The sequence below is a fragment of the Halomonas sp. ATBC28 genome, assembly GCF_005937175.1.
Classification (GTDB): Bacteria; Pseudomonadota; Gammaproteobacteria; order Pseudomonadales; family Halomonadaceae; genus Vreelandella; species Vreelandella titanicae.
In genome coordinates this window covers 60,311-80,884 of sequence record NZ_VCQL01000019.1, presented here as the reverse complement: position 1 = coordinate 80,884, position 20,574 = coordinate 60,311, and the positions used below count along the sequence as shown (strand labels likewise).

General features: G+C 51.8%; 21 protein-coding genes and 2 pseudogenes. 11 read left to right on the top strand and 12 right to left on the bottom strand.

All coding sequences use genetic code 11. The features are described 5' to 3' along the window. Positions 1 to 114: 114 nt before the first annotated feature. From E0L35_RS19845 to E0L35_RS19825, 5 genes are all read right to left on the bottom strand, one after another. Positions 115 to 483, bottom strand: coding sequence for a hypothetical protein (locus E0L35_RS19845; RefSeq protein ID WP_138801249.1), 369 nt, complete (start codon positions 481 to 483; stop codon positions 115 to 117). Positions 484 to 558: 75 nt separating this feature from the next. Beyond that, positions 559 to 2,226, bottom strand: a complete 1,668-nt coding sequence (locus E0L35_RS19840) for a phosphoethanolamine--lipid A transferase (protein WP_138801248.1) — start codon at positions 2,224 to 2,226, stop codon at positions 559 to 561. Positions 2,227 to 2,250: 24 nt separating this feature from the next. Then, positions 2,251 to 2,937, bottom strand: a complete 687-nt coding sequence (locus E0L35_RS19835; protein WP_138801247.1) for a phosphatase PAP2 family protein — start codon at positions 2,935 to 2,937, stop codon at positions 2,251 to 2,253. Beyond that, positions 2,919 to 3,296 carry a diacylglycerol kinase gene (locus tag E0L35_RS19830; protein WP_217908915.1) on the bottom strand — a complete coding sequence of 126 codons (378 nt, stop codon included), beginning with the start codon at positions 3,294 to 3,296 and terminating at the stop codon, positions 2,919 to 2,921. The genes E0L35_RS19835 and E0L35_RS19830 overlap by 19 nt, the downstream gene beginning before the upstream one ends. Positions 3,297 to 3,370: 74 nt before the next feature. Further along, entirely contained in the window at positions 3,371 to 4,495 is a 1,125-nt protein-coding gene (locus E0L35_RS19825) for a glycosyltransferase family 9 protein (protein WP_249362166.1), read from the bottom strand. Positions 4,496 to 4,857: 362 nt separating this feature from the next. Between E0L35_RS19825 and E0L35_RS19820 the strand changes: the two genes are divergently transcribed. From E0L35_RS19820 to E0L35_RS19810, 3 genes are all read left to right on the top strand, one after another. Beyond that, the gene (locus E0L35_RS19820) at positions 4,858 to 5,520 is read left to right on the top strand and encodes a response regulator transcription factor (protein ID WP_138801245.1); all 663 of its coding nucleotides are present in this window, start codon (positions 4,858 to 4,860) and stop codon (positions 5,518 to 5,520) included. Then, positions 5,517 to 6,914, top strand: a complete 1,398-nt coding sequence (locus tag E0L35_RS19815; RefSeq protein ID WP_138801244.1) for an ATP-binding protein — start codon at positions 5,517 to 5,519, stop codon at positions 6,912 to 6,914. Before E0L35_RS19820 ends, E0L35_RS19815 begins: the two co-directional genes overlap by 4 nt. A gap of 201 nt (positions 6,915 to 7,115) precedes the next feature. Beyond that, positions 7,116 to 7,805 (top strand): VIT family protein, encoded by a 690-nt coding sequence (locus E0L35_RS19810; RefSeq protein WP_138801243.1) that lies wholly within the window; start codon positions 7,116 to 7,118, stop codon positions 7,803 to 7,805. A gap of 356 nt (positions 7,806 to 8,161) precedes the next feature. Here E0L35_RS19810 and E0L35_RS19805 read toward each other — a convergent pair whose 3' ends face one another. The 4 genes and pseudogenes from E0L35_RS19805 to E0L35_RS26695 form a co-directional block, all read right to left on the bottom strand. Further along, entirely contained in the window at positions 8,162 to 8,731 is a 570-nt protein-coding gene (locus tag E0L35_RS19805; protein ID WP_138801242.1) for a cytochrome b/b6 domain-containing protein, read from the bottom strand. 13 nt (positions 8,732 to 8,744) lie between these two features. Next, positions 8,745 to 9,026, bottom strand: coding sequence for a PepSY domain-containing protein (locus E0L35_RS19800; protein WP_138801241.1), 282 nt, complete (start codon positions 9,024 to 9,026; stop codon positions 8,745 to 8,747). Between the two features lie 155 nt (positions 9,027 to 9,181). Beyond that, positions 9,182 to 9,694, bottom strand: a pseudogene (locus E0L35_RS26700) (DDE-type integrase/transposase/recombinase); the annotation flags it as partial. A gap of 39 nt (positions 9,695 to 9,733) precedes the next feature. Continuing rightward, entirely contained in the window at positions 9,734 to 10,081 is a 348-nt protein-coding gene (locus tag E0L35_RS26695) for a hypothetical protein (RefSeq protein ID WP_235976184.1), read from the bottom strand. Between the two features lie 543 nt (positions 10,082 to 10,624). Here E0L35_RS26695 and E0L35_RS19790 point away from each other — a divergent pair. The 5 genes and pseudogenes from E0L35_RS19790 to E0L35_RS19770 all read left to right on the top strand — a co-directional run. Continuing rightward, a complete protein-coding gene (locus tag E0L35_RS19790; protein ID WP_138801240.1) occupies positions 10,625 to 11,491 on the top strand; it encodes an MBL fold metallo-hydrolase in 867 nt (288 codons plus the stop codon). 29 nt (positions 11,492 to 11,520) lie between these two features. After that, positions 11,521 to 11,988, top strand: a complete 468-nt coding sequence (locus E0L35_RS19785; RefSeq protein ID WP_022523392.1) for a hypothetical protein — start codon at positions 11,521 to 11,523, stop codon at positions 11,986 to 11,988. 8 nt (positions 11,989 to 11,996) lie between these two features. Further along, the gene (locus tag E0L35_RS19780; RefSeq protein ID WP_035538505.1) at positions 11,997 to 12,428 is read left to right on the top strand and encodes a DUF6691 family protein; all 432 of its coding nucleotides are present in this window, start codon (positions 11,997 to 11,999) and stop codon (positions 12,426 to 12,428) included. A 26-nt stretch (positions 12,429 to 12,454) separates the two neighbouring features. Continuing rightward, entirely contained in the window at positions 12,455 to 12,820 is a 366-nt protein-coding gene (locus E0L35_RS26690; RefSeq protein ID WP_249362165.1) for a hypothetical protein, read from the top strand. A 339-nt stretch (positions 12,821 to 13,159) separates the two neighbouring features. After that, positions 13,160 to 13,324: pseudogene (locus tag E0L35_RS19770) on the top strand (VIT1/CCC1 transporter family protein); the annotation flags it as partial. A 271-nt stretch (positions 13,325 to 13,595) separates the two neighbouring features. Here the strand turns inward: E0L35_RS19770 and E0L35_RS19765 are convergent. From E0L35_RS19765 to E0L35_RS19760, 3 genes are all read right to left on the bottom strand, one after another. Further along, on the bottom strand, positions 13,596 to 14,792 hold the full coding sequence (locus tag E0L35_RS19765) for an integrase arm-type DNA-binding domain-containing protein (protein ID WP_009288078.1): 1,197 nt from the start codon (positions 14,790 to 14,792) through the stop codon (positions 13,596 to 13,598). Between the two features lie 287 nt (positions 14,793 to 15,079). After that, entirely contained in the window at positions 15,080 to 15,232 is a 153-nt protein-coding gene (locus E0L35_RS26320; RefSeq protein ID WP_171051205.1) for a hypothetical protein, read from the bottom strand. Between the two features lie 86 nt (positions 15,233 to 15,318). Next, a complete protein-coding gene (locus tag E0L35_RS19760) occupies positions 15,319 to 16,218 on the bottom strand; it encodes a LysR family transcriptional regulator (protein ID WP_022520395.1) in 900 nt (299 codons plus the stop codon). Positions 16,219 to 16,367: 149 nt separating this feature from the next. Here E0L35_RS19760 and E0L35_RS19755 point away from each other — a divergent pair, with 149 nt between their 5' ends. From E0L35_RS19755 to E0L35_RS19745, 3 genes are all read left to right on the top strand, one after another. Next, on the top strand, positions 16,368 to 18,125 hold the full coding sequence (locus E0L35_RS19755) for an acyl-CoA dehydrogenase family protein (RefSeq protein WP_082116904.1): 1,758 nt from the start codon (positions 16,368 to 16,370) through the stop codon (positions 18,123 to 18,125). Then, on the top strand, positions 18,118 to 19,314 hold the full coding sequence (locus tag E0L35_RS19750) for a CoA transferase (RefSeq protein ID WP_138801239.1): 1,197 nt from the start codon (positions 18,118 to 18,120) through the stop codon (positions 19,312 to 19,314). Before E0L35_RS19755 ends, E0L35_RS19750 begins: the two co-directional genes overlap by 8 nt. 103 nt (positions 19,315 to 19,417) lie before the next feature. Next, a complete protein-coding gene (locus tag E0L35_RS19745; RefSeq protein ID WP_138801238.1) occupies positions 19,418 to 20,545 on the top strand; it encodes a TAXI family TRAP transporter solute-binding subunit in 1,128 nt (375 codons plus the stop codon). Positions 20,546 to 20,574 lie beyond the last annotated feature (29 nt).

The window sequence follows — 20,574 nt, the reverse complement described above, 5'->3', positions numbered from 1 at the left end:
ACGGCTAGTCGATACTGAATCGCCCCAGGTTTCGTAGACACCTCCAGGCCTTATACTGGACTACCAAGGGTGATTATTTTATGGAGTTGGCGTTGAGGGTACTTATTAGGTGCGCTACCCTAATAAATATAAAATTATTAAGGTTCCAACTCCTGCAATTCCCAATGCGTCTAGCGTATCTGTCAAATCATTTTCATCCATTTTCAATACACTGACAGAAAAATAGCGTTCAAGTAACTGTGATATACCATTTGACGTTACACTTAATAAGCCGATAATGATCTCGATGTTTTCAATACCGGTTAGCCACAGCAGAGTCGCTAGTAAAGTAATTAAAACAACGCTGGCTCTAAAGGAAAGCCATTTGGCAGAAAGAATAGAGGTATCGACACCGCCTACCAAGCTTCCTGCTGTTGCCTTTTTTTTGGGTAGCAGCCGTCTCCAAAAACCTTGGTTGGAGTCCAATAGTAGCGATAAAACCATGTGCATACACCAGAATAATTGAGCAGAATGGAGAACAGCTTGACATGGAATACTTAACGATCACTTAAGCATTCATTAATTGGCGAGGCTCCGGCACGTTTGGCTAATATCTTCTGCCTGCTGATATACGTCCGTTGCTACGCCAAGCAACCCCAGCACGCTGTGAAATAAGTTATCGTGGGAAGCGGCTTGATCAGAGACTGGGCGTAAGCAGTCCGTATCAAGCCCTTGCTGCTGTGAAAATGCGCTGGATAGCCACCACACCATAGGCACATGCGTCTGTTCGTTGGGGGCAATGGCGTAGGGAATGCCGTGCAAATATAGGCCTTTTTCACCCAGTGATTCACCATGATCAGAGAGATAGATCATCGCAGTTGCGTAGTCTTCCTGACGCTTTAACATCTCAATCACCTGATCCAACACAGTGTCGGTATACAGAATGGCATTGTCGTAGCTGTTGGTAATGTCGTCTCTTGAGCACTTGGCTAAATCAGCGGTGGTGCAAGCGGGAACAAAACGTTCGTAGTCATCAGGGTAGCGTTGGTAATAGCTGGGGCCGTGGTTGCCTAGCTGATGCAGCACAACAACCTGATCAACTGAGGTACCGCTAATTTGCGTGGTCAAGGCTTGAACCAGTGCTTCATCCAAGCATCGCCCATCTTGACACAAAGAAGCATACTTCTCTGGCGAGAGCGCTTCTGTCGTCACTCCGTCGCAGACACCTTTACAGCCTGACTGGTTATCAAGCCAGGTGACCTCTAACCCGGCGTGGGCTAATACGTCCAGCAAGGATTCATATTGCTGAGCATACGATTTAGCGTAATCGGCACGCCCTGGTAATGAAAACATGCAGGGTAATGAGACCGCTGTGCTTGTACCGCATGAGGAAACATCAGAAAAATTGATAACGTCAGGCTGCTGGGCAAGTTTGGGTGTGGTTTGGCGTTCATAACCATTTAACCCCCAATTCGCCGCCCGTACCGTTTCGCCCACCACGATGACGAGCAGTTTGGGTTTGTCACCCGCTTGTGAACTGATACTGGCGTCCTCACCCACCGGGGAACGCACCGTATTCGCGGAAGCGTGTTGGCTCGAAAGGGCCTGCGCCATCGAAACAATATAATTACCTGGGGTCACCAAGTAGCGTAGCTCTTTATTGTTGCGCATGAGTGACGACACTTCTTGGTAAGATAAGAAAATTGCTAACAGCAATATAGCAGTGCTGGCAAGGCAATAAGCTAAGCGACGCAACACTGCCTTCTTCCAAGTTGACTGTGTGATTTTAACGCGCCAAATCATGATGGTTGGCAAACAGAAAAAGAGCATTAAATGAATCAGTAATCCGGGCGTAAGAAGCTCCTGTGCCTCGTTAGTATCCGTTTGAAGCACGTTGTCTAACATTGAAGTATCAAAATAGGTGCCGTAATAGCTAGTAAAGTAACTGACGAAGGCGGCAATCAGAAAAAGCAAGGTCAATAATGGTTTCACCAGCGTTCGAAAAGCAAGGCTCACGAAGACCAAATAGTTAAGGCAGGTCATCAACAAAAACATATTGGCAAAGGTTAGCCACGTCTGGACGGCAAGAGGGTCATAGCCAGCTAAGGCTTGTTGCCAAAAAGGGACATTGTAAAAAACACTGAATATGACAACGCCCCATAAGACAAGCTGCTCCGTGCTTAATGTGGGGCGATAATGCCAAGCGGTGCCTACAATTTTTGAAGGCAATGATAGCAAAGGACGCATCGAAAGGCTCTCTGTATGAAAAGATTAATGAACGCTGGGGTGGAATAAGAATCTTGAAAGGACAAAGCTTACGGACCAACAAATCATGACGGTCCAGAGGTCGTGGGAGAGAAAGTGCGCCCCGCGGAACTGTTGAGTGATCCCAAACGTAAGGCCAAGCCCTAAACCTAGCGAAAGCCCTGCCCATCGCCAATGGGGCCGTATGGCGGCAAAAAAGAAGTAAAGGGCTATCCACGTATAGCCTGCGCTGGCATGCCCGGCGGGAAAGCAGGCGGATGCTGGCATTGAGGAAGGCCGTGTATTGAGCAAGCCAATAAAGTCTCGTTCCCCGCCATAGCGAACTAAATCCCAAGGGCATTCCATGTTCACAAGGTGTTTAAGCGTTGCGACAAGCAGCGTAGAAATAAGCGTTGCGGAAAAAAGATATAAAAGCGGCGTGCGATACGCTTTAAAACGAGTTACCACGGTGCTTAGTATCAAAAGGAGGAGTGTGACTAAACCCATCGCTAAGCTTAGCCATTTACCGCCTGTGTGAAGAACATCTTGGGTAATCAAGGTATCTTTCCACGCCCAGGCATTACCTTGAAAGCGATATATAAAGTCAGTTATCGTAAAATCTATGTTTAAAATACTGAAGACCGACATGGCGATTAGAAATAAAAGCCATGCGGATGCTACGGATTTGAGAACATTTAGTAGAGCAGCACGCATAGCCACACACCCATCATCATAAAAAGGGTCATCATGACGGCGGCAGCCCCCATGTCTTTAGCACGCCCGCTAAGTTCGTTATGTTCTAGTCCAATACGGTCAATGGTGCATTCGATGGCGGAGTTAATGAGTTCCACTATCACTACAAGGGTGAGTGAAGAAAACAGCAATGCTTTTTCTACGGAAGTGGCATTAACAAAAAATATAAAAGGGTAGAGGACGAGGCATAGCATCACCTCTTGTCTAAAGGCAGACTCATTTATCCAGCAAGCTTTTAAACCCGATACTGCATTAATAGAAGCGCGGAAGATGCGTTTGACACCCGTGCCATTAGGTTTTGACGTCGTTGAAATCGGCAAGACAGTACTCTCGATAACGTAACAGTAGGGTCACTGTAAAGCGCAAAACTTAACGAACAGTTATGCGCTTTAATTCAGTAGCTAGAATGCAAAGGGGCAGCGCTAGGTGGTGTTCTAACCCACTGTGTTGGTTGGTTTGTTGCCGAGGCCAGTTGAACGGGAGCGGTTGCGTTTTGTCCGTCAAGATTAGCGCTGATAGCGTCTATTACCGTGCTGATCTCTGGGCGCCACAGAATAGTGTCATAGGCTTCTCGTGGTACGAAGGCGAGTGATTTTTTCTGGCGTACTAGGGAAATGGTGGCGACATCGAGTGCTGCCGCTAAGTGCATAGGCCCGGAGTCTGGTGTCACGAGTAAACGCGCTCGCCCTAGAACAGCGGCAAAGTGACGAATAGGAAGCGGCGGGCATAAGCTACCATACAGTGATGACATCAAACGCTGCTCAATAGGGGCTAGAAGCCTAAACTCCTCCGGCCCAAGGAATACGACGTAGCGTATTTCGCAGGCCTCCATGGCATCGATGAGCATTAGCCAAAATGCCAACGGCCAACGTTTGTTTTGATGCCCACCGACAAAAATCGCAATAAAGCTAGGACCTGATGAGTGATCGCTATGGGGGCTGACTAATTGTTGGATCTTCGCCATTGCCTGAAAGTGTTCCTGCTCCGTTAGCTGGAGCAATGGCCGATTACGACAAGCAACACCGAGCGGGCGTGCTAAATTAACGATGGCATCGTAGGCATGTGATGATTTCCCTTCAGCCTCAATGCTGTACCGACGCTGGTCACCACTAGATGAACCCATGCTGTACCGTGCACCTATTAACCGGGTCACGATAAAGCCGCTCGTTGATCCTCCGCTCACTTGTACCGCTAGGTCATAGCGTTGTGCTCGTAAGCGTCGTAATAGCGTCACGCACTGCCAAGGACGAAGAATGGCGGCTCTCGACAGTAAATAAAAATGGTCAATAGGCCGCTGTTGCAACAGTGGCCATGTTTTATCAGTGGCTAAATAGTCTATTCGCGCGGAAGGAAAACGTTCACGAAAAGCATCGATGACAGGGGTACTGATTAGCGCGTTGCCCAGACGAAAATTGGGGCGAATAATGAGAATCTTTTCTATGCCCACAAGGCTGTCAATGGTTTCTGGGGCAGGCGCTTTGAGGATATAACGTATGCCTCCCAGTAAATAACGCTTCATTCTTTTTTCTAAAAAACGGGCCATTATTTTTAAATAATGGTTTGTTCTAATCAGTGTTAGTAAGTGCATACTCTGGCGCTCTTTCAGTTAATTAAAAAATAATCTGCCCATGGAAGCGACAAGGCAGATTCAAAATGATCGTCTTTGAAGGCGCTGCTTTGGCTTTGCCCATGGTGAAGGAGGCAGCTTGAGCCTAAATAACTTAAAGAAGAGTTAAGCGGCGTAAGAGATTTGCAAAAAAAGGGTGGCTGACTGACTGGTTGAATTCAGATGCGTATGCTTTGTGGGGGATACGTTGCCATATTTAAGAAAAGCTTAAGTTTTGGTGGCGAAAATAGCGGTTTGTAGATTGGGGGAGCAGCATGCGTGCACTGCTAATAGAGGATGATCCCTTGCTTGGGGACGGCATTAAAACGGCGCTGGAACGAGAGGGGTACACGGTCGATTGGTTTATGCTTGGCCGCGAGGCAATCAGCGCTATCGAAAGCGAGACCTTCAGTGTAATTATTTTGGATCTTGGCCTGCCTGATATGGACGGCATGCAGGTGCTGCAGTTAATCCGTCAGCAATCCACTCTACCTATTTTGATTTTGACCGCCCGCGATGCAATGGAAGACCGTATTGGCGGTTTAGATGCGGGGGCGGATGACTATGTGCTCAAGCCTTTTAATTTGAAGGAGTTACTTGCCCGTTTGCGTGTCGTCATGCGACGCGCTGAGGGGCGCGCTTCGCAGATATTGACACTGGGAGCGCTGAGTATTGATGAGGCTCGTCATGCGGTGAGTTGGCGGGGCAAAGACGTAAAGTTGGGCCGACGAGAGTATGCTCTATTGTTAGAGCTAGCCAGGCATCCCGACAGAGTGCTGTCTCGTCCCCGTTTGGAAAATCTGCTTTATGGTTGGGACGAAGAGGTCGATTCCAATGCGGTGGAGGTTCACATTCATCATCTGCGTAAAAAGCTTGAAAAGCATCTGATCATTAATGTGCGCGGGATTGGCTACCGGTTGGATAGTCAAGCGCAATGATATCGATACGGCGTTATCTACTCCGCACGCTGGCCATAGCCCTGGTTGTTGCCGGGGGCGTCGCGTTTACCGCGGCCTACTTAATCACAGATCATGAGTTAGAAGAAATTCTCGATACTCAGCTCAGTCTGCATAGCCGGATTGTGGCTGGCCAACTTGATCCAGACGCGACCCTTGATGACTATGCTCGCCTAGCGTCGCGCATGGGCCTTCCAGAATATCCGGCTCAGCTATATCGCGACGGTAACTCAGTGCTCGTGAGTATTTCTGAATCAGGTCCCAAGCTTTACCACGAGGAAGAGCTTAAATTAGTACTAGGTTTTTGGAATTCAGATGGCTCACCCAGGCTGTTAGGGGGCAAATGGAATGATGCAGGGCCTTTTCCCGCTCCTTTAGAGGAGGGATTTCGCTGGGAAAGCTATGATGGTCATCGTTGGCGGGTTTTCAGCATGTTCGATATTACCACCGATACCTGGATCAGCATGGGGCTGCGAGGTTCGTTTCATGATGAAGTAGTCGAGCGCATCACCTGGAATAATTTATTGCCGATGCTTTTTTTGCTACCTCTTCTTCTTTGGCTGATGAGCCGTATTATCCGGCGGGGGATTGCCCCTATCCAAGCGCTTTCTAGTCAGGTGCAAGGCCGCTCTGCCCGCGACCTAAGTGATATCGATAATCCTGTTCCTCAAGAGCTTAATGGATTACGTCAATCGCTAAACGACTTTATCGCCCGGTTGAAAGCCACGTTAGAGCGCGAGCGGCGCTTCACTGCGGATGCGGCCCATGAATTACGCACGCCCTTGGCAGCGCTGAGAATACACTTAGATAATGCGCAGGCAGGGGGAGAGCAATCATTACAAAAGGCTTATGTCGGGGTTGAACGGCTTCAGCGGGTAGTAGAGCAGCTGCTTATTTTGGCTCGTTTGGATCAAGTTGCCACAACCCCAACGACCACTATCGATCTCTATCCGATCATTGCTGAATTGGTAGCCGAGTTGTGGCCACTCGCCGAAGAGCGAGATCAACACTTGAGGCTAACAGGCTTAACCCGGTTAGAGGTTCGCGCCGACGAAATTGAGGTGGGAATTCTCTTTCGTAATCTACTGGATAACGCCTTGCGCTATACGCCAGAAGGCGGTCAAGTAGAGGTAGCGTTGGCGCTTTGGCAGGGGTCGCCTCAACTTACTGTGAGAGACACTGGCCCCGGACTTCCCGAGGCACTTTTGGATAAAGTCACTGAGCGCTTTAGGCGCGCTTCTGGTCAGGGTACTACCGGCAGCGGGTTGGGGTTGTCGATTGTCTCGGAGTTGGCTCAGCGCCAAAACGCACGCCTTACGCTTAGTAATCGTACGCCCCATGGCCTGGTGGTTAATGTAGTGTGGGAACAAAACTAACATCAGGATCCCTGATTAGCTTGCAGTACTTTTCTTTGGAACAAGTGATTAAATCTGAATGCATTTCAACGGTTATATGCACCAGAGAATCGCACTGTTGCTACACGATCTTCCTAAAAATATGACTTACAGATGTTGCCACACAGCAATCTGCCACTCTTACCCTGGAAAGAAAGGGGTAATAAATCACGAGGTGAGGCTATGCAACATACAGAACACCATCGGTCTAACCGTTCAGGGTGGCTGCGCGCGGCTGTCATGGGTGCAAATGATGGCCTTGTCTCGACGAGCAGCCTGATCCTCGGCGTGGCAGCAGCGAGCACCGCGCATAGCGACATCATGTTGGCAGGTATTGCAGGGCTGGTGGCCGGAGCTATGTCGATGGCTGCCGGCGAATATGTCTCTGTTAGCTCGCAGTCTGACACCGAACATGCGGATCTTGCGCTTGAACGCCAAGCTTTAACGGAACATTTTGATGCTGAGCTGGAAGAGCTGGCAGCGATTTATGAAGCGCGTGGGTTAACACCGGCGCTAGCCACGCAAGTCGCTGAACAGCTGATGACAAGCGATGCGCTAGGCGCTCACGCCAGAGATGAGATTGGCATTACCGAGACAAGCCAAGCACGTCCACTCCAGGCGGCCTTTTCATCGGCTGTGACCTTCACGGCTGGCGCCATGCTGCCGTTGCTAATCGCCTGGTGGGCGCCGCCGTCATTGCTTATTCTTCTGGTGGCGCTCTTCTCGATACTGTTTTTAGCCTTTCTTGGGGCGGCGGCTGCCCGTGTGGGTGGCGCGCCGATACTCAAAGCCTCGTTGCGCGTAATGTTCTGGGGCGCACTGGCGATGGCCTTGACCTTTGGCATAGGCCGCCTGTTCGGCGTCGTGGCATAAATTAGGGGTAGCGCAGCCCGCGATGTGTCAGGTAGGCCCGAAAAGGCCGCAGCAGGGTGGGTTAAGCCGGCATGCCAAGAATGATGTTCAATGCCTTAATGACCGTTGTGGCACTCACGCCCGGTACAAGCCGACCAACAATACGCGCTTAACCTCATTCAATAAGGCTGGGGTACAGAAATGGCTTCAGATGAAGTGGCGAATTGTCGATAGACAAGCTTAAGGATCTTTTTCAAGGGCTTTACACCGTCGGCGCATAGTGTTGTAAAGGATTTTGTGGGTGATCAAAATCATGAAAAGGCCACTCGTGCAAAATTAACGAGTGGCCACTATCATGGTATTGTCTTAACCGCATCTTAAGGCTGAACATCATGAGCCTTAGCGTTGGGGTTAGAGGTAAGGCGACGGCGATAGCCATGCAACATGCTAGCGATCAAATTATCGCCTTGCTTGATGCTTTCTACCACAGCACCCAATACATGCAGAGGTACTAGAAAAAGAATCGCGTTGGCCATGAGTTCGTGGGTTTCTTCAACCCAGTCAACCCCCCAGAAGCGATCAGTTTCTTCCATCATGTAGCCAGTAAGTCCCAGGCCGAGGATTAGCCCAAGCAGCACCAGCATCATGATAGCTCCCAGCGGTGTATGGGTAATGCCGTTATGCTCTATCTTTCTGTCGCGACCGCGTAGCGCACATTGAAGTCGCCTTACAGTAGGCCAAAAGCTACTCCAGCGTGCGCTCCAGGGGCCGATAAACCCCCAAAGGATACGTGCGACGATTAATGCCACCAAGGCATAACCGACCCATTGGTGTATATCGCTCCCTTCTTCGGTCAGCCATAGGTTGACGGCTACGCCAGCGACCAAAGCCCAATGTACCAACCTGACCAATGGGTCCCAAACAATGATACGGGTATTATCGGCCATGGAAACCTCCTGATCAGTCTTCGACTTCCTGCTTCACGATACTGGCATCTACGGGGTTGAAATAGATTTCTACCCGGCGTTCCTGCTCGTCCCAGCCGTATATTTCGTAGCAGTTTCCTTCGGTGACCTTAAATTCTTTGATTTTGTAAACCATTTCGCTGATACGTTCTTGCATATCCGCTTGGCTGATCCATTCGTTACTGGGGGCATCAGTACAATGAGTCTCGGCCAGTGCTGCCGTGCTAGCCGTCAGTAACACTGCAGATGTTATAATCTTTGCGTTGAGAGCTTGCATAAGTAATACCTCTTTTCGATGATGGGTGGCTGTGTAAGACATACTTGTCGATTGGCACAAGAATCATCCTAAATGAGGTTACTTATGGCAGGCTTAAAAAAGGTAAGCAGCAAAAAAACTGATTATTGAGCACGTTTTTCTGGCGCCTGTAGTGGTCAAGTAAAACTGGCCACCGGTTTATAGTTAACCCATTTTTTTCCTCTGCCTGATTCAGGCTAACACCCACATTATGCTGATGAGGCCTAAGCTGGCTTTAATACCTGATTAAATAGTTCACGATATGATGCTGGCTCTCCAAGAATGAGCGATAGCCATACGTCGGCACCCATTAAACCTATAAGCTCCGAAAGAACCGCTCCATTGGCGCATTATCACAGTAATTCCCACGCCGACTCAGGCTTTGTTTTATCAGGCATTTTCAGAGCGTCTGACGGAAACTACAGCTCGTAAAATAGCTGCCCTGGTCAGCTGTGGAACATAACGGCTTTGGGTCGCCCTCGGCTTTTATAGACCATTTTTAATACACAACTGGTGAGTTCGCTATCCGGCGATAACGACTTCGCCCAGCCAACCGGTTTTCTAGCTAATATGTCAATGACAACCGTTAGATAGGCCCAGCGATCTCCAGTTTAGATATACGTGACATCGCTACCCCAAACGAGGTTGGGCCCTTAAAAATACCGATAACGGGTGAACCGACCGCTTGCCTAAGACGTAAAAGCCAGTACGGCACTAACACAAAGCCCATCGCGAAGCCGAACAACGAAAGCCGAATAAAACGCGACCACTGTAACCGAGTGATTGGTGGCGGTGGGGGAAGCATTGCCAGGTGTTAAACGAGAATCCAAGGGAATGAAGTACCATGCAGCCTTCACGCCAGCAGCCGTTAGCACAGCAAATACCATACAAGTGAGACGCCATGCATCGTATAGGAACACGGCGGAGGGCACGGCAATGCTAATACCGATGCTGGTACCAGCATTCATGATGGATATTACACGACCGTGCATCGTGCGACTCACCAATGCCGTCATCGCATCGGTAAGTTTTGGCATCATCAAACCGGCGCAGATACCGCAGATAAACCCACCAATACCCATTGATAGTGCGTATACGACTGACTGAGCAGCGCGAGACCTGCAACGCCTAAGCACCCTGATAATGCCGATCAAGTAGGACGTTAGCCAGCTCGGTAATAATTGACAGGACAAATAGGCCAAAAGTGAAGCATCCAAACCCGTAGCTAATCGCGACCAGTGCTGCACCAAGAAGGGAAAATTCGATGTTCGACAAAACCTTCATAAAGCTATTCGTCTTTCGTGTTTTATCTTGAAGGACTTGCAAATATCGCAATTGACACAATGGAATCCGTGTTGAGCAATAAGATATGTTAATCCCCACTTAGCCTACCCAGATCCAAGTCGCGACAGAGCGGGTATACCCATTGGCTAGCTAACCAGCTTTGTAATTTAACGATAGAATTTTTTTAAAAAAATTATTCTGGAATCATATTCGAAATAAATCTAAGCTTATGAGTTATTTTGATATATACTATTTTTCATAATCAAAAAATTAAATTACCTATCTTGGTGATCGCGATGCAATGCCCAATCGTTACGCACTTTTTTGATGAGCCCACCAATACCTTTAGCTATGTGGTTCAAGACCCAGACAGCCGTGCCTGTGCGGTCATCGATTCAGTGCTCGACTTTGATTATGCCGCTGGGCAGACGGACGTGCGATCCGCTGACAACATCATCGCCTTTATTCGCGAACACGATCTCGAGGTGGTCTGGATTTTGGAGACCCATGTGCATGCCGACCACCTCTCGGCTGCGCCATACCTGCATGATCAGTTAGGCGGTAAAACCGGCATTGGCGCCAACATAGTGAAGGTGCAGGAGATATTCGGTAAGGCGTTCAATGCGGGCAGCGAGTTTGCCCGGGATGGCAGCCAATTTGATGCGCTGTTCGAAGAAGGGGATACGTTTACCATTGGCCAATTACAGGGCAATGTTCTGCACACTCCTGGGCATACGCCCGCCTGTTTAACCTACGTAGTGGGCGATGCCGCCTTTGTAGGCGATACGCTTTTTATGCCGGATTATGGCACCGCGCGGTGTGACTTTCCCGGCGGCGATGCGCGCACCCTTTATCACTCTATTCAAAAAGTGTTGGCGCTTCCCGAGCAGACGCGGCTGTTCTTATGCCACGACTATAAAGCCCCCGGCCGTGATAACTTTGAGCATGAAAGCAGCGTTGCGGAACAGCGCAGTGAGAATGTCCATGTTCATGAAGGTATCAGCGAAGACGAGTTCGTGAAGATGCGCACTGAGCGCGACGCCACCTTAGGCATGCCGAAGCTCATTATTCCCTCTGTGCAAGTCAATATGCGTGCAGGGGAGCTGCCTCCGGCGGAAGAGAACGGCACCGTCTATCTCAAAGTGCCGATTAATTTTTTCTAACGGTTTGAGTGCGATCTAAGGAGTCACCAGTGGATTGGACAGCAGGCTTACAAGGGCTGGTTGGGGGTGTGTTGATCGGGCTTTCCGCTACCTGGCTGATGGCAACGCTAGGGCGTATTGCGGGTATCAGTGGCATCGTGGGCAATTTGATAACACAACGCCCCAAGGGCGATAGCGCTTGGCGAGTGGCTTTTCTGTTAGGGCTGATTAGCGGCCCGCTTTTGCTTATGGCTTTTGGTGGTGGTTTGGGCAACGTTGCCGGTAGCCCTGGCGAGGTGATCGGCGCATCAGTAGGAGGTGTAGGGTTAATGCTAGTGGCTGGGCTGTTAGTGGGCGTAGGCACGGGGCTGGGCAGTGGCTGTACCAGCGGCCATGGCGTATGCGGACTGGCGCGCTTGGCGCCACGCTCCATGGCGGCCACCGGTATGTTTTTAGTGACGGGGCTAGTGACCGTTTATATCTCGCGCCACTTGCTAGGTTTAGGTGGCGTTCAATGAATAGTTCAATGAGTCAGTCAAACAAGAGCAGTTGGATAAAAACGGCGGCAGGCTATGCGGCGGGGCTACTTTTCGGTATTGGTTTGGCTGTTTCAGGCATGACGGACCCCGCGCGAGTAGTGGGATTTCTAGACGTAGCGGGTGCCTGGGATCCAACGCTGATGTTCGTATTGGGCGGGGCCGTCGTTACCACCTTTATCGGCTATCGGCTGGTATTCAAGCGTACTGCTCCACTGCTGGGTGGCGTCTTTCAGTTACCGACCAAACGAGAGTTAGATGCGAAGTTGTTAGGGGGCGCGGCCCTGTTTGGCATTGGCTGGGGACTTTCCGGCTACTGCCCAGGGCCAGCGATTGCCTCCATCGGCGGTCTTTCCTTACCGCTATTGGCCATGCTGGTGACCATGGTGTTGGGGTGGTTTGCCGCTAAGCGTCTCGCCTAGCCATTCGTCCTTATTCGGCGATTGCCATGCCCACGCCCTTGCCTTCACCGCAAGGGCGTTTTTATTTGTCTAAACACTGGGTTAACGCCCGTCAGGCGGTGCGAGCGGTGACCAGTGATTTGGTCATTCTTGATCGCGGATTACCCGATGCACTCGCCCCGGTCGCTACGTATGGCCTCCCTAAAGAGACTCGTCCGCTAATTGAAACCTCAAATACGCTTCTTGAGTGTGTACAGCAAGCCATTATCCGCGAGCAGCGCTTTACAAACCATGCCTCCGCTGACTGTAATCAAAACCCACCTGCAAATGGCTCGCAGGGTCGAAAGTCAGGCTGCAATAACATCGCTCAACTATGCTCAAGAGTGCGTTGTGCGGTTGAGCTAAACCCTTGACCAGTTACTCACTCTGGCTCGTCTAGAGGTGCGTGTGCGTTTTGATTATGGCCAAGCTAGTCGCGTCGCAGATGTGGCCGAACATGCCCCGGCAAATAGCTTGTACGACAAACAAGTCCGCTTTATAGAGCCATCCCACTGGCCTGATGTTGCTCTTGCGATGCCCACGTTAACGTTGATGCGCAGTGGGAGTCAGGGGAGCGTCGTCTCACTTTTAGCGTTAGCGACCAAGGCTCAGGTGTTGATAGCGCAAATTAACGCATCGATTCTGGCGCGCCAGTAAACAGCAGCGCAGTGGACTGGGGCTAGCCATTGTGGCCGCTAACGCAGCTTGCGGTGTTGGTATCGCTATGTTCATTATATTTTCTAGCCTTATTGGGGGCCGTTGCCGCGCGGGCAGGTGGGACGCCAACGCTCAAGGCTGCTTTGCGAGTCATGTTTTGGGGTGCACTTGCTATGGCCATCACATCCGGCATAGGGCGGGTATTTGGTGTGGTGGCTTAACTACGTGAATTGTTGGGATTGATATCAATAATGGGAGAAAGCACTACGCCCATTCACCAGCAACCATAAGGTGTCATCAATTCAGATGTCGGTTACCGGTTGATAAACGGTATTTATCGTGTCGTTGCAACACTACGAACGCGTAGTGTTCAAAAGTAGTTTAACGATAGGCGTCTCGCTTGCGGGCGTGCAATGAGGTATTCGACTACCTTTCAGTCATCAAATGCTTATTACACGGGATATTTGGCGGATCAATGATAAGGCCTAGCTGTTATACCAAAAAAGTGTAATCGGCCCAGTGCTGCATCATAGCTCGGCGCTTTTCAAAAAGGTCTCCTCGACGATAGGCGGCCTCAACTTTATTCTCAATTGCATGAGCCAGTGCCATTTCAGCTACATCCCTTGGATAGCTCGTTACCTCGCCTGTCCAATCCCTAAAGCTTGAGCGGAATCCGTGGGGCACATAATTGCCTTTTTCACCACTAGGCCCGTAACCTAGCCCACGCATAAATTGCAGAAGCGACATATTGGATAATGGTCGACCCGCTTTCATTCCCGGGAAAATAAAGCTATTGCCTTTCACGCGAGAGAGGCTCAGTAAAAGATCAATTGCCTGCTTAGATAGTGGCACTCTGTGTTCTCGATTAGCTTTCATGCGCTCTGCTGGTATTTGCCACGTAGCTTTTCCAATGTCGATCTCTTTCCACTCAGCGTTGAGCACCTCTGAGGTACGTGTGGCTGTCAGTATCAAAAATAGTAGTGCTTTTGATGACATGCTTTTGTAGAGCTGAACTGAGCCCATAAATGTCGCTACCTGATCATAAGGCATAGCAGGATGGTGATTCACCTTTTGAACCCTTGACGGCTTAGCTAAGAGTTTATCGAGATGGCCACGCCAGCGGGCAGGGTTGACCTGGTCGCGATACTCATGGGCTGCTGCGAAGTCTAATATGTTTTCAATTCGACCTTGAACACGCTTAGCTGTTTCATTCTTGACTGTCCAGATAGGCGTGAGGATCTTCAATATATCCTGAGTGGTGACCTCTTCTACGGGTAGGTTACCTATTACCGGGCGCACGTATGTTTTAAGAGTGCTTACCCACTGACGTGCATGCTTGGCATTTCGCCAGCTGCGACGGTGGGATTGAATATAGCGTGCTGCGCAGTGGGTAACCGTTACAGTCACGGACTTTTTTTCATTTTTCTGCTCACGAACAGCCAGTGGGTCGATGCCTTGTTTGACGAGCTTTCGATTTTCTGCGGCTGATTCGCGTGCGTCTGATAGTGTTTTGTCAGCATAACTACCAAGACCCATGTCACGTAACCTGCCATTCCATCGAAAACGGTAAATCCAGCTTGCGCCGCCACCTTTGCCAATTTTGAGGTACAACCCATCCCCATCATTGGTCATGCCAGGGTTTGACTCCCTGACCAGCTTTTGAACGCCTTTTGTCGTGAGTTTGCCCATAGCCGCTATCCCCGAAGTATGTTTTTAGCGTACCACATTTTAGCCCATACACCAGCCCATACTTCTAATATGTTTTACGTTGTATGTGAGTGGGTGTGGTTGGACTGTATCGACTATTATTTTATTATAAATCAGTGGCTTGTTGTATCATTGTGGATGCTGTTGTACATGTAGTATGCGGACTCCCCCTCCGCCACAGAATTTTAAAGGCCGTCAAGCAATTAGCTCGACGGCCTTTTTTGTTTTTGGCTCTCAGGGGTTGTCTTGGGAAAAATAAAGAAAGCTGTTTAAAAAGGCAGCACTCCGCCGAAGCCAATACTCAGCACGGCAACGATAACGACGATAGTGGTAGTAGACATATTCTCTTCCTTTGAGTAGTGAGCGTTGCTATAGCGTAGTCGCGAAAGCGTTATTTCGCACGTAGGCGACAACGACTGCACTGCGGTTTCCTCACGACGGAATGAGGGAACCAGCATGCGTCAGCGGGAGTAGGGCAGGTAGGGGGCTGCTGGGCTTGGCGCCGTGCTTACCTGACTTGCTGTTGTTCTTTTAGGCAGTTAAGCAGCAACTGACGGATTTCTTCATGCTCCTCCGAATCGCTGCGCCATATGCAGTGCGACTGATGTCGTGTCGTTGAATCGGTCAGAGGGAGAAAGCTCACATTGGAAAAACCGGCTTTGGCAAGTGATTTGGGAACTAAAGCAACCCCCATCGCATTAGCTACTAGAGCAAGAATGGTCAACCAGTGGGAGACTTCGTGGCAGATATGGGGTTTAACATCTGCGTGGTGAAACAGGCCGATGATCCTGTCGTAATAGTGAGGGGCAAGGTCGCGACCAAACAGGATGATAGGCTCATTGGCTAATTCCTTGACTGCCAACTCGCGTCGGCCTGCCAGATGGTGATGCGCTGGCAAGCAGCACAGGAAGGGTTCGTCCGACAGGATGACCGACTCGATTCCCTCGGGTAACGGCATCGAATGGATGAAGCCGATATCGAGCTGCTCCTGCATCACTGCTTCTACTTGATCTGCCGAGTTGCGTTCGATCAATTGTATTTCGATGCCGGGATAGCGGGATTGCAGGCGTTTGAGCAGTTCCGGAAGGCCGCGAAAGAGCATGGCGGGCGTAAACCCAACACGCACCAGGCCGGTGGCGCTTGAGGCAATGCGCTGCACCAGCGTTTGCGAGTCTTCTAGCTGCTCGAGAATCCGGCGTGCCTGGCGCTGGAAGGCTTCTCCGGCGGGCGTGAGGGTAACGCGTTTGCTATTGCGCAGCAGCAGCTTGACCTTTAGCTCCTCTTCCAGTTGACGCAGGCTGGCACTTAGTGGTGGTTGAGAAATATGCAGGCGCTGCGCTGCTTTGCCGAAATGTAGTTCCTCCGAGAGCACCAGAAAGTAACGCAGCTGTCGAAATGTCAGCGCCATTGGCTTCGTTCCTTATCGTTTCTTGTTCTTCAATCATACATAAAACTGAATCAATGGATCCTAAAACAGTATTGGAGACGGTCTCCGTACCCGCCTAATGTGACGATAAAACATATAATAAGTCCAAGAGGTACGCCGTTGTGAATGAAATGATACACCGCAATATCCCCGATTCCTGGGGGCAGAACAGTTACCATAACGATCCCACCCTTTCCCAGCTTTTGGATATCTATTTGCCGACGGCGCTACGTCAGCACTTGGAACACCACTTCAACGAGATGGGAGCCCTTGCTGGCGGTGAACTGGAAGCGCTGGCCATCGAGGCTGACAAGCATCCGCCTGAACTTGCCCTGCGCAGCCGAAATGGCACCGAGCGTCAGCAGATCCTCAAACATCCAGCCTATCAACGCCTGGAAGCGTATGCCTATGGGCAGTTCGGGCTGGCGGCCATGTCGCACCGCGGTGGAGTGCTTGACTGGTCGGAACCCATGCCACCGGTAGTGAAGTACGCGCTGACGTACCTGTTCGTGCAGGCAGAGTTTGGCCTTTGCTGCCCGCTTAGCATGACCGATGCACTGACTCGCACGTTGCGCAAGTTTGGCGACGAAGCGTTGGTGAACCGCTACCTGGAAGCGTTGACCTCACAGGATATGGATCTGGCCTATCAGGGAGCCATGTTCATGACCGAGCAGGATGCAGGCTCTGATGTTGGAGCGATTACCACGGAAGCGAGGCAGGAAGAGGGCAAGTGGCGCCTTTATGGCGACAAATGGTTTTGCTCTAACCCTGATGCCGCGCTGGCGATGGTATTGGCGCGCCCCGAGCAGGGGGAGCGGGGCACTCGCGGTCTCACGCTGTTCCTGCTGCCCCGGTATCTGGAAAATGGTGATCTTAACCATTACCGCATCGTACGCCTGAAAGACAAGCTGGGTACTCGCTCCATGGCGAGCGGTGAGATCCTGCTCGAAGGCGCCGAAGCTTATGTGGTGGGAGAGCCGGGGCAGGGCTTCAAGCAGATGACGGACATGATCAACATGTCTCGTCTCTCGAACGGGGTGCGGTCGGCGGGGCTAATGCGTCGCTCACTCAACGAGGCGCTTTTCATTGCCCGCCATCGGCAGGCGTTCGGTAGCCAGCTCATCGAGCTGCCGCTTATGCAGCGTCAGCTCAGCAAGATGATGCTCACTGCCGAGCAGGGGCGCACGATGGTCTTCCACACGGCAGAGTGCCTGCGGCGTGCCGATGCGGGGGATACCCAGTCAGCCAAGCTCTTGCGCATCCTGACACCCATGATCAAGTTCCGCACCACGCGGGATGCACGCAAGGTGGCTGGGGATGGCATGGAAGTACGTGGTGGATGTGGCTACATCGAGGAGTGGTCGGATGCCCGCGTGCTGCGTGATGCCCACCTTGGCTCAATATGGGAAGGCACCAGCAATATCGTTGCCCTGGATGTTTTTCGGGCGATTCGGCGTGAACAGACCTTGCCGGTACTGGCTGACTACTTGCACCAACAGTTGCATGCGTCCGCCATTGAGAATCACGAGCGCCACCTGTTGCAGGTGCTCCTCGACAAGGCAGTAGAGAGCGCGAATGCACTGGCAGAGGATCCTGCCTGCGAGCACGACGCGCGGCGGATCGCCAGCAGTCTCTACCACATTACCTCCGCCATTCTTATGGCCTGGGAGGCGTCCCGGATCACGGGAGACAGGCGGCGATTGGCACTCGCCTGGCTGGTGGTACGCCACAAGCTACTCCCTCCCGATCCGCTATCGGTCAGTCGAGCGTCGCCGGAAGCGCTGGCGATGCTGCTCAGCGAAACGCCGATGACCGACGAACAGGTCTCTGCGGTGGTAAATACTCAAGCACTGGCGCGTTCCCACGGGCTGGAGGTGGGTCATGGTTAAAACCAATGGCGCACTGAGCGGAATCAGGGTGATTGATCTTAGCCGTGTGCTGGGAGGCCCGTACTGTACCCAGGTGCTGGGTGACTACGGTGCGGATGTGATCAAGATCGAGCCTCCCGGGGGGGATGAAACCCGCGGCTGGGGGCCTCCTTTCGAAGGTGATGCAGCTTCCTATTTCCACGGCTTGAACCGCAGCAAGCGCGGGATGGCGCTGGATCTTCGCCATCCTGACGGCAAGGCTCTGCTACTACAACTGCTGGAGGGCGCCGATGTGCTGGTGGAAAACTTCAAGCCGGGAACCCTGGAAAAGTGGGGACTGAGCTATGACATTCTCAGCGCGCGCTTTCCTCGTCTGATCCAATGCCGAATCAGTGGGTTTGGTGCTGATGGTCCGATGGGCGGTTTGCCTGGCTATGACGCCATCATCCAGGCAATGGCGGGACTGATGAGTGTCAACGGTGAGAAACAGGGGGAGCCACTGCGAGTGGGGCTACCCATTGTCGATATCGTGACCGGCCTGAATGCCGTCATCGGTATCACCTTGGCTCTCCATGAGCGTACGCGCAGCGGGCTTGGGCAGTTTGTCGAAACAGCACTGTTCGACTCCGGGCTCTCCTTGATGCATCCCCACTTTCCCAACGTATTCTACGGTGGGCCGCCGCCGCGCCGCACGGGAAATGAACATCCCAATATTGCCCCTTATGAGGTCTACCGGACGGCGACACAGCCGATTTTTCTGGCGGTTGGCAATAATGTGCAGTTCGCGCGCTTATGCGAGTTGCTCGAATGCCACGACGTTAGCCAGGATGAACGCTTTGCAACCAATGGTGCCCGCCTGGGTAACCGCGATGCACTGCGTGATGTGCTGGAGAGTGCCATGGCCAGGTGGGAAGGGGATAAGCTCGCCGACCGGTTGATGCGCATCGGCGTTCCCTGCGGGCCCGTACTCGATACCACGCAAGCGCTGGCGCATCCGCATACCCAGCACCGCGATATGATCGTCAATATCGGCCATTACAAGGGCACAGGCTCGCCGATCAAGCTAGCCCGTACGCCCTCACGCTATGAAACGCCACCGCCACGCTTTGCCGAACATACCGACGCAATCCTTCATGAAGCAGGATTGACCGTGCAACAAATAGAACACCTTAGAGCGAAAGGCGTGCTGCCGGATGTGCCGGTGGCATGAAGCCTTTTGCACAACACGATGTACACCATTGCCCAATCCTAAGGGCTGAAAAATAAGCACAATTAACGTTACGCCAATAACAACACAACATGAGAGCAAAACCATGAAACGCACGCACCTGACCACTGGCCTTATCTCCACCGTTTTTGCCGTTCTAGCCAATACGGCCTCGGCCACAGAGCTTCCCAGCACCATGACATGGACCGCCTATGATGTGGGCTCGCAAGGACACTCGGAGGCCTCCGCCATCGCCGATGCCTTTGGCAAGGGCTACAACACCCGCATACGTATCCAGCCTGCGGGATCGGCTATTGGGCGATTGCAGCCCCTGGTGAGCGGCCGAGCTGACTATGCCTTTCTGGCCACGGAGTCCTTCTTTGCAACGGAAGGAAGTTACGACTTCAGTGAGCGTCGCTGGGGGCCACAAGACCTCAGAGCCGTTGCAGGAAGACCGTCTACTTTCGGTGTGCCATCGGCCGCCGACGCCAATATCCACACGCTCGAAGACTTGCGGGGGCAACGGGTTGCCTACGTGGCAGGCAACCCTTCGGTCAATGTGAAATGTGATGCGATCTTGGCCTTTGCAGGGCTGGGGCGCGACGATGTGGAGGCGGTGATGTTCCCGACTCACGGCGCCGCCATGAGTTCGCTGGTCGAGGATCGGGCCGATGCCACCTGCACGACCACCACCGCCAGCCAGCTTTATGAGCTGGAAGAGTCTTCTCGTGGTATTCGCTGGGTAGATATTCCTGCCGATGACGAAGAGGGCTGGGCGCGCATGAACCAGGTGGCCCCTGTCTTCCAGTCATTCCGTGAAACCATTGGCTCTGGGCTAAACGAAGAATCTCCCGCCAACATGCTTGCTTACCGTTACCCGATCATCGTAGCCATGGCTGATCGTGACGAAGAAGAGGTCTACCAGTTCATCAAGAGCCTGGATGAGAGTTATGACCTTTATCGTGACGCGACCGCTGCCATTCACCGCTGGGCAATCGAGGACTCCGGCGTGCCACCTATCGATATACCTTTCCACCCTGGGGCTATCCGCTATATGGAAGAGAAAGGGCTATGGAGCGAGGAGATGCAGACATGGAACGATAACCGCCTCGCCCGCCTGGAAGCACTGAAACAAGCTTGGGATAGCCTGCTGAACGAGGAGCCAGACCTCGAAGGGGATGCGCTTGCCGAACGTTGGGAGGCTCGCCGGCAAGAAGTGATTGGCGCGCTTTGACCACGGGTGGATATGTCACTGGGAGCGAC